Genomic DNA, 18,041 nt, shown 5'->3' with positions numbered 1-18,041 from the left:
GGCTTTAGTTCAATATATATATTAATGAAAAAATTGAAATAAAAATCCACAAAGTTAGTGCGAATACAATGGGTTTCATTCCTGTAGATTTCAAATCTTTTATAGAAATGGTAGAACCTACAAGAAACAATGTTATTATTAATAATCGTGTAGCCATTAATACAATAAAATTAGTAGCTGGTTCAGGTAAAATATGGTAACTATTAATAATAATCGCAATAATAAATAAAACAATAAAGTAAGGAATTTTTATTTTTTCTCCTTTTGTTTTGAATAGAAACATTGAAAAAATTGATAAAGGGATAATCCACAAAGTTCTAGATAGTTTTACTGTTGTTGCTATTCTCAAGGCTTCGTCTCCATAACCTAGCGCAGCTCCGACTACCGAACTTGTATCGTGTATAGCAATAGCACACCATAAGCCAAATTGTTCTTGTGTTAAATTTAGAAAATGACCGACTGCAGGAAACACAAACAACGCAATAGAGTTTAATAGAAATACGATACCTAAAGCAATACTTATAGTTTTACTTTTAGCTTTAATTACTGGGGAAATTGCAGCAATTGCGCTTCCACCACAAATTGCTGTTCCAGATGTAATTAGATGACCTAGTTTTAAATCTAACTTCAAAAGTCTTGTTAACAACAAACCTAACGATACGGTTAAAAATATTGAATATATAGTTAAACTTAATCCCTCTTTACTTGTTTCCAAAGTTTCTTTGATAAACATCCCAAAGCCCAGCCCTACAACCGAAATTTTTAGAAAATAATGAATTGCTTTATGACTGTATGCTTTAAACGGATTATTGAAAATAAGTGTATATACAAAACCAAGTAACAATGCAGTTGGACTGTTTATAATGCCTAAAAGGGCAATAATAATTATAAGGAAGTAAACTATTTTTGAAAAAATCTCTTTCATATCATTTAGTATTATTTGATACAAAAGTAGATTGAATTAATAACCTTTAAGCAAATTAATTAGTTGTTTGAGATAACTAAAAGTTATAGTTAAGCCGAATATATTTTTCGAAATATTCCACGGTATTTGAAAGATAACCTGTTCTTTTTACAAAATAAAACCACCTTTCAATACTTAAATCTTTAATATCTATAATTTTGAGTTTATTATTTAACAAATCTTCAGTGATAGCACTAATTGAAAGAAGTGCATAATCATCAGAATTGTATAAATAATTTTTAATAGCTTCAGTACTGTTTAAAGTTACTGCTACATTAAGCTTTTTGATATTATTTTCCAATAAAAATTTATTAATAATTACTTTAGTTCCAGAACCTTTTTCACGTTCAATCATTGGAATTCTTTGCAACTTTTCGATATCGATACTTCCTTTTTTAAAAGAATTATTATTAACATTGGTTACGAGGACAATTTCATCTTTAATAAATTTTTCAAATTGTAATTTTGGATTCGAAATACTTCCTTCAGTAATTCCGAAATCAATTTCCTGATTCAAAATTAAATTTTCAATATTTTCAGAATTATTACTGATTATGTTAAAATTTGTTTCAGGAAATTGTACTCTAAACTTCGCAATTATTTTAGGTATAATGTAGTTAGACAAGGTTGTGCTTACTCCGAAGTTTATTAGTTTTGGGAAGGTTTCTTTCTTATGTAGAAACTGTTCGTCCATTTCAGAATAGATAGCTAAAATTTTATTAACGTATATAAGAAATGACTTTCCTTCCTTGGTCATTTCTATCGAGTTTCTTTTTCGAATAAATAACGTTGTTTTATATTCTTGCTCTAAATTTTTAATTGCCTTGGATATAGCAGGCTGTGAAATATACAATTGCTCGGCAGCTTTTGTGAAGCTTAAATGTTTAGCAACAATTTTGAATATATGTAACTTGGTTTTCATCAGCTTGTGTACAACACTTGTATAACTACAATAAATAGCCATACAATTGTAGTTATATTTATTATGTATGCAATATATTATTTTTTAACAAAGTATCCAATGGACTAATTATAGTCTTATTGTTAATTTCAATCGTTTTTGTGTAAATTTCTGTTGTTTTAGGGGAATTATGCCCCAACATGTTCTGTAAATGTCTAATGTTTATGTTGTTTTCAATACAATGTGTAGCAAACGAATGTCGCAAGGTATGGACTGTTGCCCATGGGTTGGAATTGGTGTCGTCCACTGCCTTTCGAAATATGGATCGTATGCTGGCTGTACTGTACTTACCTCCAGTCTGCCCTTCAAATAACCAGTAGGATGGTTTATAGGCCTTATAATAAGCCCTTAATAATACCAATAACTGTTCTGGCAAAATGGTTTTCCTGTCTTTTTTTCCCTTGCTGTCCTTTATAAATAAATACCCTTGGTCGGAATGGACATCTGCAACCCGTAAATTCAAAAGTTCCGATATTCGCAACCCACTGCCATAAATGGTATGTAAAATGGCCCTGTGCTTTATGTTTTTAGGCGATTGGATGATATTCAAAACCTCACTTTTACTCAATACGTTCGGTATGGATACCGCCCTTTTTGGGCGTTGGATATCATAATACTCTCTGGGCATTTTAAGGGCGTGCTCATAATATGCTTTTATGGCATTTATCAATTGGTTTTGATAGCTTTCACTGATCTTGCTTTTTGTGATAAGTTCATACAAAAAGCCTTCAATTTCCTCTTTTGTAACCTCCCTTAAGTTTCGGTTCATGAATTTCCCCAAAAAAACACTGAACATTTTTTTATAGACCTGAATGCTTGAATTGCTGTACTGCTTTAAGACCAGTGCCTTTTCAAGCTCAAAAAGAGCTTCCGATGCATTTTCATTTAGGAGGACACTTGGTACCGGGGCAAAACGCATATCTTTTTCAATAATATGGTTTCCGCCACAAATTCTCTTCAATTGCTCAAAATTTTGCGATGTATTGACGACCGACCAAAGTTTTTGGTGCGGGTGCCAAAAACTACCATCCATTTTTTTTATGGACTCTCTAACAGCAATCATATCATAGGGTATAAAAACCTTGATACGCTTTGCTTTTTTAAAGGGTTGGTATATAACGGGTTGCATAATTTTGTTTTTTTATATTTATTTTTCTGATATAAAAATAGCTCAAAAGACTATAATTAATAGAGGCTTATTCTAAATAATTGTATTTTAACCGTTAAAAACGACTACGTGCAAAAAACTTATAATCAGTATTTTAAATATTTATTTATAACCTATGGATAAAAGGAAGTGCAAAATATGCAGTAAACAAGTTGTAGGAAGAAATGATAAATTATTCTGTTCCGTAAAATGTAAAAATTATTACCATGTCAACTTAAGAAAAGTTACAAACAGCCACGTAAAGGAACTGGACAACATTCTTCATAGAAACAGAAGTATTCTTTTGGAAGTTCTTGGTAAAAGAAAGGGTCAAATAACAGTACAACGGGTGGTGCTAGAAAAAAAGAATTTTACTTTTAAGTACCATACGCATTTGCATGTAAATAGTAAAGGTAAAACCTACCACTATGTTTATGATTTTGCATGGATGGAATTTTCAAATGACGAAATCTTGATCATTAGAAAGGAAAAATAGTGTTACCAAATTTATCTTTATCCAAAAGGGATTTGGTGTTTTATTAGATGAGAAAACAGTTAAAAATTCTCTATATAAGTGTGATTGTAAAACTAAGGGGGAAGAGCAAGAGGGTAACACGCTAAAGCGATGTTACTGGTTTACATTTCCCCGAAATTCCCTTTGTTTATTGCAGTTTTCGGCGTTTTTCACACATTTTATTTTACACTATTTTATTTCATTTTACAGTAAAAACCTGCTCATGCCTATAAAACCCGTAGATTTTTACAGTAAAAAGTATGATTACGCATATCTATGCTATATAAATTTCAGATGTATTTTAAGAAAATTTCTTGAAATGAATTTAGGTGTTTTCGGAAGGTTTTTTACTAAAAAATGCGCTCAGCCTTTTAAAACTAGGGTGTTTTTTAGTAAAAAATGAATAGGAAGCCTTTTTAGACTTCCTATTAAATTTGTAGTTGAGAGAACTTTAAAGCCTGCCTAGCTTCAATGTAGAGTTTTTAGGTATACGTTTCTTATCTCGAAATATTTTAATAGCTCCTGTAAATCCCATTCAAAAAATAGTATTAGTTCTGGTAAGGTTTGGGGGTGATTTTCGATTTCTTAGAAATCTCGTTTTTTAACTTTAGAGTGAGATGCTACTTTTAATATTTTAAATAACGTTATTAATTTTCTATTTTAAAGTTTCAGGGAAGTATCTGTGTTCAATATCATTTTCTAGAATCGCTTTGATACGTTCGTATTTAAAGATATCATCAAATGGAAGTAGTTCAATAATCATTTGCAAAACCATCTGAACACTATCCTTAGCTGTTTTATGGCGCAACATAGCAGTGTAAAATTCAGCATTACCATCTAATGCTAAAATACAGACTTCTAGTAAAGCTGAAATTTGTAATAAATGTTCTTCATGGCTTTCAACATTAAAACTCCCTTCCATAAACTTGCGGTTTCCGTAATTCTTAGGTTGTAGACCATGATGTTTTTCAGCAATGATATCCCTCATTACCTGTAATTCTCTTTTTTTACGATTCTTTGGTTTCTTCTTTTTCATAACTGCTCGGTATTATTTTTAACTAACATGTGATACGCATCGTCTAAAAACTCCCCTTCCTCAAAGGGCATGAGGCTACTGGCTAATTCCAAAGTTTTGCGAATATCCAATTCAAGTTCCTTGCTATGAGGTTGAGGATTGTTATCTTCTTGGGTGGCTAGAATACAGACATTGATTAAAGCATCAATAGTGGTAAATAAATCTGAATACCCATTGAAATACACAAATGAAGGCTTGAACTTCCCCTTTCGAGATTGTGAAGGGTGGAGAACATTCAGCTTACTATGTGCTCCCCTTTTTAATTTCTTTACTAGTTTATGCTTCTTTTTCATAAGGCAATCCATTTTCTTTTATGATTTCTTCCAAACATTCTATTTCTTCAAATGGTAACAATTGTAGGATATGTTCCAGGGCTGTCTGAATATTGACATGGGGCTGAGGGATTAGCCTATTAAACCTACTATCGGCATGCTCCAAGGCTATGATACAAACTTTCATAATCCCCGCTATATCATAAAGAATATCCGAAAGTTCATGCACCATAAAATTTGTTTTGTAGTAATATTTATCTGAATCAGGACTTAGCCTGCATAGCTTTATGTTAACCAGTTCATTTATTTTTGCCTTAATCAAATCATCATCTTTTGGTTCTTTAGGAGCATCTTCCTTAGGGGAATCATTTACTACTTCTGTGTTTAAAGTTTCATTGTCTTTATTGTTTGTCCCATTAATCTGTTGTTTGCAATAGCTTAGATGTTTGTTGTATAAGGCATCAACCTCTTTGAAAAAATTATTGAATTCAGCACGTATGTTACGAACCTGTACTTCATTTATCTGGTATTCGTCGCCATATCGTGCCACACTATAGGCATGTTCCAACAAGATGAGTAATTCGCTTTTGTCAGTTTTTGAAACATCTGAAAAGGGTTTAAGCTTAGGAAAGAATGGTTCACAATATTTTATATGACTTATAATACTGTGGGTAATTTTACTTTTCCCTATACACATTTGCTCTATAAACCGAAAAGTTAGCTCAAAGGCTTGATGCAAATTAAATGCAGTAATGCCATATTGTTTTTCAGCTATGAGCTTATCAGCGGCTTTTACAAAGGCATCGATTTTCTGCATTTCTGTATTATAATGCCTAACAGTTCTTTTAAGTAGCGTGTTTAATGCCAGGTTTTTATAATCCATTCTATTCTCCCCTTCGGAATGAGCAAATAGTGTAAAGCCCAAACAGCAATGCTCAACAAAATAAAGACTGCCATGTTCCAAAGCTGTTTCTGATGTAGTTTCTGTATAGATTCGTATTTTAAAAACGGGATATTCCTTTTCTATTTTAGCAATAAGATTTATCATTTCATTGGGGATAGGTTCGATATTGGCATCCACAAACGCAGTGATAAAATAATATGGGTTTTCTCCTTCGTTTTGAAGTTCTGATAGAAATATACTATCAAGGGTTAGCATATTGAGCATGCTATCGAGTAAGGCTGATAGTTTTTCTTTGTGCTCAAAATTCTCTGGTATATTAACGTAATTGGTCATGATTATAAATTTTAAGTGTTCCTATTGATTTATGAGTTGATGAATCTTAGTCTTGGAGATATTACTTTTTACTAGTTCCCTAAACCCTATGCGCTCCCATATAACACCTTCCTTTAGTCTTAAAACTTCCACAAAGCAGTCTGTTATAGAAAGTATAAGGTGTACGAGATTAAATAGTATTTTGATAACATAAAACACATATTTGTCATATAATTGTATGACAAATATAACATTAATATTTTAATTGTCAACTTTTTATATGACGTTTTTGTCATAGAATAGAATGACATTTGTTATATGACAAGGGATCAATTAAAAAAGCAGATCGGGAAAAAAATTGTTGAGCTACGCAATAAAAAGGGATGGAGTCAATCTGACTTAGCTAGAGCATGTGGAAAAGATAGACAAGCAATTGAGAAGCTAGAGAATGGAAAAGTAAATCCTACTGCATATACTTTATGTGAAATAGCTCATGGTTTAGAGGTAGACTTATACGAATTATTTAAATTCTAAGTTTTGAGAACTTAAAGTATTTAAAACCATATATGATTGCAGCCATCGGGTGCAGAACAAGGTGTTTTCTAGGCACAAAAAACACATCTTGAAATTCCCATTCGTATGGTTTGTTTTTCTGTTTGTGGTTTTTCGTAATGGTAATAACTTTTTATTAATTAATTTCGATAATAGAGGAATAAACAGGAAGATATATCATATACAGATTAATAAAACAAGAATTTAAAAAATCCATTTGATATGTTGTAGAACATAATTAAATTGTCAAAGAGTAGGAACTCTTGTTTGAAATAATGAAAACTAAAAGTATAAGGTATTTCAAAACTTCCGCATAGCCAGGTATATAGCGGTGTCTAATGATAAGAGTTCCGCATATAAATAAGTTGAGTGTAATTAAAAGAAACCGATGAAGACACAAAAAATTTATGATGAAAATGGTCGAAGATTTACAAGAATGTATTCATCCGAAAAATCACCAAAATAAGTCCAGGTTATATTCCCGACACAGATACACACGGGAAAGTTTGGATAAATGATGATAAATATTTTGATAACGTGCCCTTATCCGCTAGGGAGTTCTACATTAGCGGCTACCAACCCGCCCAAAAATGGCTAAAAGACAGAAAAGGTCGTACATTAGAATTTGATGACATTTTGCACTACTAAAAAATCATTGTGGCTTTGAGTGAAACGGACAGGTTGATGAGGGAAATTGATAAAATTGAATTTATCTAAATAGACAAAAAATTTGGAAGATGGAATTTGAAAACTTGGATGAATATTATACCTATATTGAAAATGACACAAATTTTTCGCACTTGGATTTTAATACAGAAAAGTATATCACAGTTTTACGGGATAAAACAGAAGACGAAGAAGTAAAGAGACTGTGTTCATTTGAACTGTATTTTGCGGATTTCATTATGGAAAAAGGAGTCCAATTACCAAAATTTCAGGTTGGAGGGAATTCTTATCCCTCTTTAGAACTTTTTGACGATGATTTTCAATACATCAAAAAACGAGCAGAAAATACAGAAAACCCAAAATATAAAGCAAAGTACAATCATTTGCTTTGGCTAAGTGGAAATTCTTGCCAAACTGACCCATGTAATCCTGCGAAAGTGACCCACTGAATCCTATTTAAAGTGACCCGGGTATTCCTGTCTAAATTGACCCACCTCTAGAAAGAGCATGTATTAAATAACTTGTATGGTTATAATCAAGAAAAATAACCATGGCAAACATACATTTAGACATGCGAAAAATCAAACAACTATATCGTTTACATACTCAAGGAGTTAGTAAGCGGAGCATCAGTAAACAACTTGGTATATCCAGGAATACTGTTCGCAAATACATCGAATTATTACTAAAGAGCAAGCTTACAAGTGAAGAGGTTGATAAGCTTGGTTTTGAAGATTTACGTATATTATTGCATATTGATGAGACCCACATAACGACTCGTCATGAGTATGTTTTTAAGTTATACCCAGAGGTAAGCAAACGCCTTAAAAAGGTTGGAGTTACTCGTTACATGATCTGGGAGGACTATTATCAAAATAAAAAGGTATTTATCTCTTATTCTAGATTTTGTCATTTGTATAGAGTTTGGTCTCGTACTCAAAATCCAGTCATGCGATTTAACCATAAGGCTGGGGATAAAATGTTTGTGGACTTCACAGGAAAGAAATTAGCTATCATAGATCCCGCTACTGGTTTACTAAAAGAAATGGAAGTATTTATTGCTGTACTAGGAGCAAGCGGCTATACCTATGTAGAAGCTTGTCGTTCACAAAAACGAGAGGATTTTATTGGGTGCATAGTAGGTGCATTACATTTTTTCGGAGGCGTTCCTAGAGCAATAGTAACTGATAACTTAAAGTCAGCTGTTACAAAAAGTAGCAAGTATGAGCCTATCCTTAATGAGAGTTTATTGGCTATGGCAACTCATTATGATACCACGATACTTCCAACAAGAACCTATCGTCCAAGAGATAAGGCACTAGTAGAAAATGCTGTAAAGATTATCTACACAAGAGTTTTTGCTCCATTAAATGGGAATGATTATTATACCTTAAGTGCTTTAAATGAAGCTGTATTAGAACTCACGGGGAAGCATAATAAAATTAACTTTCAAGCAAGGGACTGTTCTAGGTTAGATTTATTTACATCTTTGGAGCAAGAAGAATTATTGCCATTGCCTACAGATAAATATCAACTACGTGCCTACCTAATGGGAACAGTATATAAGACCTCTCATATCCACATTAATAAAGATAAGCATTATTACAGCGTTCCTTATCGTTATATAGGAAAGAAGGTTCGCATCATTTATACAAAAGACACCGTTGAAATTTACTATAAGCAAAAACGGATTGCTGTTCATAAAAGAGGCTTAAAACGTCATGGTTACACTACCGATAGCGAGCATATGCCTTCAACACATCGTTATGTAGCTGATTGGAATCCTGACACCTTTTTAAATTGGGCTGAAGGTATTGGAGGCCATTGTAAAACTTTCATCACTTTATTATTAGGAAAAAGACAACATCCTGAACAATCCTATAAATCTTGTGCTGGTGTATTAGGGCTAGCTAAAAAAGTTGGGAATGAACGTCTTGATAATGCTTGTAAACGAGCTTTAGATTATGAACGCATCAATTATCAAAGTGTTAAAAGTATTCTTGAAAAAGGATTGGATTTTATACAGGAAGATACCAATACAGAATCTACAATCCCTAAGCATGGAAACATCAGAGGGGGCGATTATTATAAATAATTAAATCATTATAAATTATGAATGACCAAACATTACAACAAATGAAACAACTAAGGCTATATGGCATGCATAGAGCCTTTACGACAACACTAGAAGCAAATCATCTAGCATATACTAATGATGAGCTAGTAGCGTATTTATTACAATCTGAATGGGATGATAAACACAATAGAAAAATAGAACGATTAACCAAAGCAGCCAAGTTTAGATATAAAGCTTCTGTAGAAGAGATATCTTTTGAATCCAGCCGAATGATTGACAAAAACCTATTAATTAGGTTCACATCGTGCGAGTTTATTAAAACAAGGAAAACATACTCATTACAGGAAGCACAGGTGTTGGTAAAAGCTTTATTGCCTCAGCTATTGGATACCAAGCTTGTTCTCTAGGGTATAAAGTCAAATATTACAATATCAATAAGCTTTTTGCTAAACTCAAACTAGCTAAAGCAGACGGTTCATACATGAAAGAAATCGATAGAATAGAAAAACAGGATTTGCTCATTCTTGATGATTTTGGACTTCAAGAACTTGATACTAATAAAAGACAAGCTTTTATGGAAATCATCGAAGATAGACATGGAAAACGTGCTACTATCATAGCCTCACAACTACCAATTATGGGATGGCATCAAATTATCGGAGAACAAACTATTGCTGATGCTATTTTAGATCGACTGGTACATGCAGCACATAGAGTGGAACTTAAAGGTGAATCCATGAGAAAAAAAAGAAAAAAACAATGATAAATTTTATATTTTTATAAGCACAAAACTGCTCTTTTTAGAACCTGTTTTACTATGCTCAATTTAAACAGGAATGGGTGGGTCAACTTTACAGGAATTTACAGCTAAGTCCACAAAAACATATTGATTATGCCAAAGAAGCGATAGAAAGTTATTTTTCGCTTTTGCAAAACTCATCATTTTCCAATCAGGATAATTTATTATGTCGCTCTTTTGGTAAATACTTTGAAAACCTTTTTGTTCTAAGTCAAACCATAAACTACAAAAAAAATGAAGCTGTTGGGCGTTTTGTTTCGCTATTAGAAACAGACAAATTAAATGACTTCACCAAGTATTCAATAATGGATTTTATTGTTGCAAATGGCAAAAAAATCGACAAAGAAACATTTCAAACTTTTTTCGATTATTCAAAAAAAATAATCGAAAATTTGGAATCAAGGGTTTTGGAAAGCTACCTCAATTTACTTGTAACTCTTAGCCAAAAACTAAGTGCTTCCCCAAGTGAATTCCACGAAAAGTTAGGAGATTACCAAATTTCACAAATCGAAACACAAAAGAAAGAGAGTTTTGTTTACAGCATCTTTTATTCAAAAGCGTTAGAGGAATACAGAAAGGCAGGTAATAAATCAAAAATCGAGGAAACAGCCGTGCTTCTTGAACAATCTAAAAAGAAGATTGATTTAAAAAAAGTTTCTGTTGAGATGAAAGATGAAGAATTTAATAAAGTCCTAAATCTATGGTGGGAACTAATCCAAACAAAAACATCTGTACTTGTTGAGAAAGGCGACAGCAAAGACATTTATGAATACCTAACTGTAGAGAAGCTTTTCACAAAATCGGTAGAAGTAAAAGACGAAACCAATATGTCAATTCTTGATTTGGTATCAACTTATGTTTTTGATGTCAACAAAAATATAAGTAAGGATAAATCAATGGCTTTTAACCCTTACTTTCTTCAAATTAAATTTTCCCTTCAACAAATTGGATTGATTTTTTCAAAGGGCATTGAAAGCGGGAAAATATCATTTGAAAGTTTAATGGACTACCTAAAAAGTAAGACTTGGTATCGCTATGACTTCACCTATGAAATGCCGGACGGAAAAATTGAAGGCATTAATTGGATTGATTTGTTATCACCTTCATTACAGGCTTTCTTTGTTCAACAAGAAATTGATTTAAAAACAAGCAGTCATAATTCACAAGGCTATGTTTTGGCAATTGACAGTTTGGTTTTAAAATTTGAAGGCTTATTGCGTGAATTTTCCAGAGCACTTGGTGCTCAAACGATTGAAATTAAGAAAAACGGAACAAAAGAACGTATCTCATTTGACAAACTATTGGATAACGAAAAAGTAAGAGCATTGATCCCGGAAGATGACATTGCATTTTTCAAATTTCTGTTTACATCAGACGGAATGGATTTGAGAAACAATATTGCCCATAGTTTTTACAGCACCAAAAATTATTCATCTGAAAAAATGCTGCTATTAATTGTAGCATTACTGAGGCTTGGAAATTTTAAAATTGAACCAAAAAAGAATAACACTTCAGAGTAGCCAACGCTGAAGCCATACACTTTGCCAAGTCACACCAGCTATAGCGACACCAAAACTTATCAAAGAGTCTGGCTGCCCCACCGCTGACAAACAAACAGAACGGAAAAAAATATAACCACACAACAAATATTTATAAAAATCGTTAACTCTTGACCTTCAAGATTAATATTCAATAATTTTCATATCTTTATGATACGAAAGGAGAGCAAATTATATCTCCGAAGTTCTTTTCTTGATTTTAGTGTGCAATTAGGTGTGCATAAATAAAAATTACAGAATAACAGTAATAATAAGGGTTAAGAGACTTTTAAATTAGGTCTGCCACCATTATTAATTTTGATTGCAAATATCATCTTTTGTAGCCATATTTAATTTTGACTTTAACGCAAACATATCATCTCCAATCTTTTGTTCCAATACTCTTGAATAGATTTGAGTAGTCGTTATTTTTGTATGTCCTAAAAGTTTAGAAACGGTTTCTATGGGAACTCCATTAGAAAGCGTAACTGTGGTAGCAAAAGTGTGTCTTGCTGCATGAAATGTAATCTTTTTGTGAATCTTACATTCTTGCATTACTTCTTTTAAATACTTATTCATTTTCTGATTGCTGTAAACTGGAAGTAATACTTGATTAGAGCTGCTATCTTGATTCTCGTCATATTTTTTAATAATTGACAATGCTTTATCAAGTAATGGAACTTTAACCGAAGTATTACTTTTCTCTCTTCGGGTATAAATCCAGTACTCTCCGTTAATACCTCTTACAATATGTGAAGAAGTTAATGTTTTTATGTCCGCATAAGATAACCCAGTATAACAGGCAAATACAAATACATCTCTTGTCTTTTGGTGCGTTGTGTTTTTAAAGGATGTACCCTCCAACTGTTCCAACTCTTCTTTATTAAGGTAAACCCTGTCAAATTTTGTAAACTTCAAGCTATATCTTGCAAAAGGGTCTTTATCTATCCATTCCAGTTTTAAAGCAAGGTTGATGAGTTTTTTTAAACGTTCCAAATGTTTCATAATACCATTATTGCTCAATGGTTGATGCTTATTTAAGGTGGGGGCTGTTCTTAAAAAAGTTTCAAAATCAACAATAAAACTATAAGAGATGTGCTTTAGGTAGATGTCGTTGCTTTTTATTTTCTTTAGCAGAAACTTTTTTAAATATTTTTCTGTACTAAAGTAATTTTTCATCGTTCCTCGCTTAATAGTACCATTCATGTTTGTGTTATGATACTTTATAAGCTCTAGAAGCGTCTTATGGTTTTCGTCAGCACCAAGAAACCGTGCTTTGATACTTTGTGCTGTAATGAGCTTTAATTCACTTTGTAGTTGACTATAACAATCCTGCAATTTAGCATGTGTCTGGTCTAAAAAGGAATTAATACTTTTCACCCTATCTGTCCTACCAGTAACCCGATTTTTAGAACTGTCCCAAGAGGTAACCGATACAGTTCGTTTTAAGCTAATTTCTGTCCTTTTACCGTTAACAGTAATACGTGCGTAAATAGGGGCTAAATTGTCTTTTTGCTTGGCTGTATGCAACCAAAAAAGAATGGAAAATGTGTTTGAAACGTGCATAATCTCTCGTTTTTCATGAATAATTCAGTGATACAAAACGAAAGTCAAATCATAAGAGCTAGTAATCGCTCCCGAATACAAGGTAATAAAAAAAATCGGTTACCTGAGAGGTAACCGATTAGGTAACTTTTTCATTGATTTTAAATACAATCAAATGTTTTTAATAAAAATGTAATTTACTGAAAATCATCATTTTACATTTTCATTATAGCTTTTTATAAGCTATTTTGTCGGGGTGGCAGGCCTAATTTAAAAGTCCCTTAACCCTTATTATCACTGCTATTTTTAGATTTCCGTTAGTCCTTGCACACCTGATTGCACACTAAAACCAAGAAAAGAACTTTGGAGATATAATTTGAACTCCTTTGATATTATAAAGGTATGAAAATTATTAAATAGCACAACATGAATGCTTTAGCATTAAGTTATTCACTTTGTTTTATTAAAAGTTTTAATTCTTCTTTACTCGGCAGTACAGTTTTATATCGGCTTGCAAAAATATGTTCGTTATTTTCGGGAAGTGTATATTCTACAACCGATTCACTTTTGTTTTGACAAAGTACCATCCCAATAGTTTTGTTTTCATCCTCCAACCTTATTTCCCGGTCATAGTAGTTTACATACATTTGCATTTGCCCGAGGTCTTGATGTTTTAGCTCCCCTATTTTCAGGTCAATCAGTACAAAACACCTTAAAATTCGATTATAAAAGACCAAGTCTATCCAAAAATGTTTGTCGTCAAATGAAATTCGTTTTTGTCGGGCTACAAAAGTAAATCCGTTACCTAGCTCCAATAAAAAATGTTCGAGTTTATCTATCAATCCACTTTCTAATTGGTTTTCGGAATACGCTGAATGTTCGGGCAATCCCAAAAACTCTAAAATGTAGGGGTCTTTTACTGCGTCTTTGGGTTTTGTAATAACCAACCCTTTTTCTGAAAGTTCTTTCACTTTGTTTTTGTCCCGACTTAAAATAAGGCGGGTGTAAAGTGCGGAATCATATTGACGTTCTAATTCTCGTACACTCCAATTGTTTTTAACAGCTTCTATTTCATAAAACTTTCGCTCATTTTCATCATCAATCCGCATTAGTTTTAGGTAATGAGACCAACTTAGTTTAAATTCAACAGATGCCGTCTGCTGAATTGTTTTCTCGGATTTAACAGACACTGTCTGCTGTTTTTGATATGTGAGGTAAAAGTTCCTCATCTGCTGAATATTGGTTACCGAAAACCCTTTACCGAATTCACGAGTTAGTGTTTTTGAAAGGTCTTGCAAAAGACTTTTTCCATATTCAGCTCTGTCTTTACCTTTTTGTTCTTCTTCAACAATCATTTTCCCAACCTCAAAGTAGGTTTGCACCATAGTTTGGTTAATGGTACGTACTATGTTGTTTCTTGCTGATTGAAGCAAATCAACAATTTGAGAGAAAAATTTAGTATTTGAAGGTTTGTCTGCCATAATCTTATTTAAATTTCTTTGGTAATAGTGTAATGCTTCAAAATAGTGTCAATTTTAATTTCTAAATGACTAGAACTCATCAAATTGCTCGTAAATCGAACGTTGGAAACTCCTTTGGGAATGTTGACCGTTTCAATCTTAGGAATATCTTTTGATTTATAAAATCGTAAAGATTCTTTCGCTAACCCGTAATCAAATTTGATTTCATTAACACGCTCAACATCAACTCCCAGTGTTGAATAAACCAAAAGATGTAACTTTTCTTTTTGTCTTGGGAAATCATCTAATTTACTGTTAATTTTCTTCATCAAATCAACAATACTTAATCCTGAGACACTTGTGTTTACGAGAATTGAAGCAATGATGATTTCTGTATCGGGTATAAGATTTAATTGAGCCGTACTAAAATGATGAGTTCTTGATTCTGTTGCAGAACTTTTTACTTCTATTCTTAGTTTATCAAAGCTAAAATCAAATTTTTCTTCGGGAATGCTGTGCCAACCCAAAATAGCTTTTTCAGGGAAACTAGACTGCCCTATTAAGAACAATTCACACCAAAGTCCTTGAATGGATTTTTTCGGAGGCTCTTTTATTGCTTTAAATAGCTCTATAAATTTATCTACGGTGTATTTTATTTTCTTATTGGATGGATTTTGACCAAGTGATTTAATCAAGACTTGACAGGTCTTCAAAAAAACATCTTTAACATCATCATTCTGACCAATGTAAGAAACAACAGAAAAATTGTTATGACTTACTTTCTTATCTGTCTCAATTTCGCATTTTGTATTGTGTGTTACCTTAATATTAAACAGGTTCTGATTTGCAATAAAAAAGTCTTGGTTATTCTCTGAAATTAATATTAAAAGGCTTGGGTTATCACTATGATTTTTGGCTATTCTATGATTTTCAAACCCCTCAATAGTTTTTGCTGAAAAACTATAAGGGCTTTGCTTTTGAGGCAAGGGAAGTTTGTCATATATTTTCTTTAAATCAATCATTCTCTTTAGAAATTAGCGACTGTGAAAGACGTGCAGGAATCCATACTGCTATTGTGATTACATTGTTATAGTCTGTGTCTCGGAAATCAAGATTATGAATTTGAACAGTTACTGAATCATCAGATTTAATTTTTTCGTCTCCCGGATAAATCACTTCTCCTGTTCTTGGGTTTTTACCCTGAAATAATTGTTGAATTTCATCCTTTTTTAATCGTCTTGTTCGTGCATTACCTTTGGCAATAAGATATACTAAACTATCCTCTGGCGGGAACTCGTCTGTGTATAAGTCAATCACAGATTTTAGGTTGGTATAGGTTGTGGAATCTGTCTGTCGTGTAAATTTCAATTCATTCAACAAATCTGTGAACAGGTCTTTCAAGGGTAATTTTGCTACGAGATGTTTTTGCTCCTCTGTTCTTTCTTTATGTCCTTCGTCTTCTACAAATAATTCTTTGTATTTTTCAGTAAATCTGTCAACTACGATTCTGTTGTTTTCAATGATTATTTCACTGTCGTGAGGGGCTCTTATTCTAACCCATTTATTGCCAAACGTGGTTCTTGTTAAATCTTTGGATAGTACATTCTTTCTTGTTAGTTTAAACATTTCATCAAGGACAAATCTTCTTTCTAATTCATTTAGGTGTTGTCCAGAAAGTTTATGCTCTAAAAGTTTCTTCCGTATATCTTCTTCGTGATTGACATATTCGCTAAAAAGGTGAATGTTTTCAGCATCCAGATACACTCGACAATAGCCCAAATAATCTTTTTTGTAACCGAAAAAACGAGCTCTTTGTTGTAAGGTATCAGCATTTCCTACCCCTTTATTTCTTGGCATATATGTAATGGTCAAGCCCTCAACAGTAAACCCTCTGTCCATAGCCTGCCCGCCAACAAGAATAAAAGAATAGTTACTTCCCCAATCAACAGAACTTCCTGCCTTTGAGTTGAGTTGTTCGACTGCGGTACTGCTAATATTATGCCCCAAGGTTTCTAGAAGTTCTTCAAAAGGCTGTACTTCAGGAGCGTTTGCTTTCAAATCTTTATAAGCCTTTCTGAACTCCGAAATAATTTGCTGTTTGGTTTCGTCATCATCAGGCCTTTCCAATAAAACCTTTCCCCAAAGATTTTTTATGTGAATAACCCATTCATAATAAACTCCGTGGTCATCTACTAATCGGGATGGATGCACCATCATAGAACGATTCTTTGGATTTCCTTTTTTTGCACCAAATAAACGTCCTGACGTAACACTTAAAAAGAAAGTCCGCATAGCTTCCTTTAAAGTTTCAGGTGCTTCATCAAATACATTGTCGTCACTATAAATTTCAGAGTAAGGGATTGGCCTTATTATAAAATGGTTTTCCAAACAAAATGCACGACCTCCTGTGTATTTATCTCCCGGAGTTAATAGTTGAATGAAATTTGGTGACAGATTATCGAAAATATTAATAAATAAAGGAGCTTGTGGAGTAGCAGTATATTGAATAAAAGTATGGTGTGGCAATATGTTTTTTAAATCTCTTATTCTACCATAGATTGTACTCATTTCTTGTTCAGTATGAATTCCAGTTTCTTTTGCTCTTTTAGCATTGGAACTTGCTTTTGTATTCATACTTGCTTGGTCTCCCTCGTCATCTATTATCAAAGTGGGAACGTGGGATAAATCAAGTTTTTTAAGGACTGTAAGTAAATTTTTCAAATGACTTGTGTTTTTCATTACCGTAATTAGCAATGTTTTTTTGAAGTCATCAGGAGTATTGGGCTTTTTCCAATTTTGAAGTTCTCTTTGAATTGTGTTTTTGTCCTGGGGATTTCTATTTGGGGCTTTTGGGTTATTAAGCATTACCCATTTCCTATGAAACCCTTGATTAACTCCTAAATCATTTTGTAGTCTGTTAAATGATTGGTTTACCAAATTTGTTGAAATGCCTGCAAGTACAATTACAATTTGATAATTGTTGTCTCTTGCCAAAGCTGTTAGTGTAGTAAAAGACAGCGTTTTTCCACTTTGAACGTAACCAAAAACTAACCCTGTGTCATTGTTGGTTGCTTCATTAGGGTTGCCACACAATTTCATTATGTGGTAGGTTTCTTCTTTAACTTTTTCTTTGGCATCTGTGTCATCACCAAAAACCTTGCTCAAAAGCTTTTCTGTTTCTTCACCATATTGAGGCATCCAATTATAATTATTTGGAGTATCAGACATAATATTTATGTTTTCAGTTTCGGACAT

At 32.8% G+C, this 18,041-nt stretch carries 16 protein-coding genes and 1 pseudogene; 7 read left to right on the top strand and 10 right to left on the bottom strand.

Annotation, left to right across the window (positions count from 1 at the left end; all coding sequences use genetic code 11):
* Positions 1-4: 4 nt before the first annotated feature.
* The 3 genes from JOOMADRAFT_RS12210 to JOOMADRAFT_RS12200 form a co-directional block, all read right to left on the bottom strand.
* Positions 5-925, bottom strand: a complete 921-nt coding sequence (locus tag JOOMADRAFT_RS12210; protein ID WP_008613822.1) for a YeiH family protein — start codon at positions 923-925, stop codon at positions 5-7.
* 76 nt (positions 926-1,001) lie between these two features.
* Positions 1,002-1,886 (bottom strand): LysR family transcriptional regulator, encoded by an 885-nt coding sequence (locus JOOMADRAFT_RS12205; protein ID WP_028284074.1) that lies wholly within the window; start codon positions 1,884-1,886, stop codon positions 1,002-1,004.
* A gap of 61 nt (positions 1,887-1,947) precedes the next feature.
* Complete coding sequence (locus JOOMADRAFT_RS12200) at positions 1,948-3,054, bottom strand: tyrosine-type recombinase/integrase (protein WP_008613818.1); 1,107 nt, start codon at positions 3,052-3,054, stop codon at positions 1,948-1,950.
* Positions 3,055-3,208: 154 nt separating this feature from the next.
* Here JOOMADRAFT_RS12200 and JOOMADRAFT_RS12195 point away from each other — a divergent pair, with 154 nt between their 5' ends.
* On the top strand, positions 3,209-3,568 hold the full coding sequence (locus tag JOOMADRAFT_RS12195) for a hypothetical protein (protein ID WP_008613816.1): 360 nt from the start codon (positions 3,209-3,211) through the stop codon (positions 3,566-3,568).
* A 673-nt stretch (positions 3,569-4,241) separates the two neighbouring features.
* On the opposite strand, the gene JOOMADRAFT_RS12190 is transcribed toward JOOMADRAFT_RS12195, so the two are convergent.
* Genes JOOMADRAFT_RS12190 through JOOMADRAFT_RS12180 form a run of 3 tightly spaced genes read right to left on the bottom strand, consistent with a single transcriptional unit; the run spans position 4,242 to position 6,170 of the window.
* Positions 4,242-4,622, bottom strand: coding sequence for a hypothetical protein (locus tag JOOMADRAFT_RS12190; protein WP_008613813.1), 381 nt, complete (start codon positions 4,620-4,622; stop codon positions 4,242-4,244).
* Entirely contained in the window at positions 4,619-4,954 is a 336-nt protein-coding gene (locus tag JOOMADRAFT_RS12185; RefSeq protein WP_157136681.1) for a hypothetical protein, read from the bottom strand. The genes JOOMADRAFT_RS12190 and JOOMADRAFT_RS12185 overlap by 4 nt, the downstream gene beginning before the upstream one ends.
* Complete coding sequence (locus tag JOOMADRAFT_RS12180; RefSeq protein WP_008613810.1) at positions 4,938-6,170, bottom strand: HEPN domain-containing protein; 1,233 nt, start codon at positions 6,168-6,170, stop codon at positions 4,938-4,940. The genes JOOMADRAFT_RS12185 and JOOMADRAFT_RS12180 overlap by 17 nt, the downstream gene beginning before the upstream one ends.
* A gap of 297 nt (positions 6,171-6,467) precedes the next feature.
* Between JOOMADRAFT_RS12180 and JOOMADRAFT_RS12175 the strand changes: the two genes are divergently transcribed.
* The 6 genes and pseudogenes from JOOMADRAFT_RS12175 (at position 6,468) to JOOMADRAFT_RS12155 (ending at position 11,763) form a co-directional block, all read left to right on the top strand.
* Complete coding sequence (locus JOOMADRAFT_RS12175) at positions 6,468-6,683, top strand: helix-turn-helix domain-containing protein (protein ID WP_008613808.1); 216 nt, start codon at positions 6,468-6,470, stop codon at positions 6,681-6,683.
* Between the two features lie 444 nt (positions 6,684-7,127).
* Entirely contained in the window at positions 7,128-7,349 is a 222-nt protein-coding gene (locus JOOMADRAFT_RS20625) for a type ISP restriction/modification enzyme (RefSeq protein ID WP_317133730.1), read from the top strand.
* A gap of 89 nt (positions 7,350-7,438) precedes the next feature.
* Complete coding sequence (locus tag JOOMADRAFT_RS12170) at positions 7,439-7,816, top strand: hypothetical protein (protein ID WP_008613803.1); 378 nt, start codon at positions 7,439-7,441, stop codon at positions 7,814-7,816.
* Between the two features lie 101 nt (positions 7,817-7,917).
* On the top strand, positions 7,918-9,462 hold the full coding sequence (gene istA, locus JOOMADRAFT_RS12165) for an IS21 family transposase (protein WP_008610833.1): 1,545 nt from the start codon (positions 7,918-7,920) through the stop codon (positions 9,460-9,462).
* A gap of 17 nt (positions 9,463-9,479) precedes the next feature.
* Positions 9,480-10,207 (top strand): annotated as a pseudogene (istB, locus tag JOOMADRAFT_RS20750) (IS21-like element helper ATPase IstB).
* 77 nt (positions 10,208-10,284) lie between these two features.
* Positions 10,285-11,763 (top strand): DUF4209 domain-containing protein, encoded by a 1,479-nt coding sequence (locus tag JOOMADRAFT_RS12155; RefSeq protein WP_008613802.1) that lies wholly within the window; start codon positions 10,285-10,287, stop codon positions 11,761-11,763.
* Between the two features lie 330 nt (positions 11,764-12,093).
* Here the strand turns inward: JOOMADRAFT_RS12155 and JOOMADRAFT_RS12150 are convergent, their stop codons facing one another.
* The 4 genes from JOOMADRAFT_RS12150 to JOOMADRAFT_RS12135 form a co-directional block, all read right to left on the bottom strand.
* Complete coding sequence (locus JOOMADRAFT_RS12150) at positions 12,094-13,347, bottom strand: site-specific integrase (RefSeq protein WP_008613800.1); 1,254 nt, start codon at positions 13,345-13,347, stop codon at positions 12,094-12,096.
* A 425-nt stretch (positions 13,348-13,772) separates the two neighbouring features.
* Complete coding sequence (locus JOOMADRAFT_RS12145) at positions 13,773-14,807, bottom strand: PDDEXK nuclease domain-containing protein (protein ID WP_008613799.1); 1,035 nt, start codon at positions 14,805-14,807, stop codon at positions 13,773-13,775.
* 8 nt (positions 14,808-14,815) lie between these two features.
* Positions 14,816-15,808: a PD-(D/E)XK motif protein gene (locus tag JOOMADRAFT_RS12140; protein ID WP_008613797.1), complete on the bottom strand. Its 993-nt coding sequence runs from the start codon at positions 15,806-15,808 to the stop codon at positions 14,816-14,818.
* Entirely contained in the window at positions 15,801-18,041 is a 2,241-nt protein-coding gene (locus JOOMADRAFT_RS12135) for a Z1 domain-containing protein (RefSeq protein ID WP_008613795.1), read from the bottom strand. The genes JOOMADRAFT_RS12140 and JOOMADRAFT_RS12135 overlap by 8 nt, the downstream gene beginning before the upstream one ends.

Source organism: Galbibacter orientalis DSM 19592, from assembly GCF_000260115.1.
Lineage (GTDB): Bacteria > Bacteroidota > Bacteroidia > Flavobacteriales > Flavobacteriaceae > Galbibacter > Galbibacter orientalis.
The sequence above is the reverse complement of the archived record's forward strand: the minus strand, read 5'-3'. Positions and strand labels throughout refer to the sequence as shown.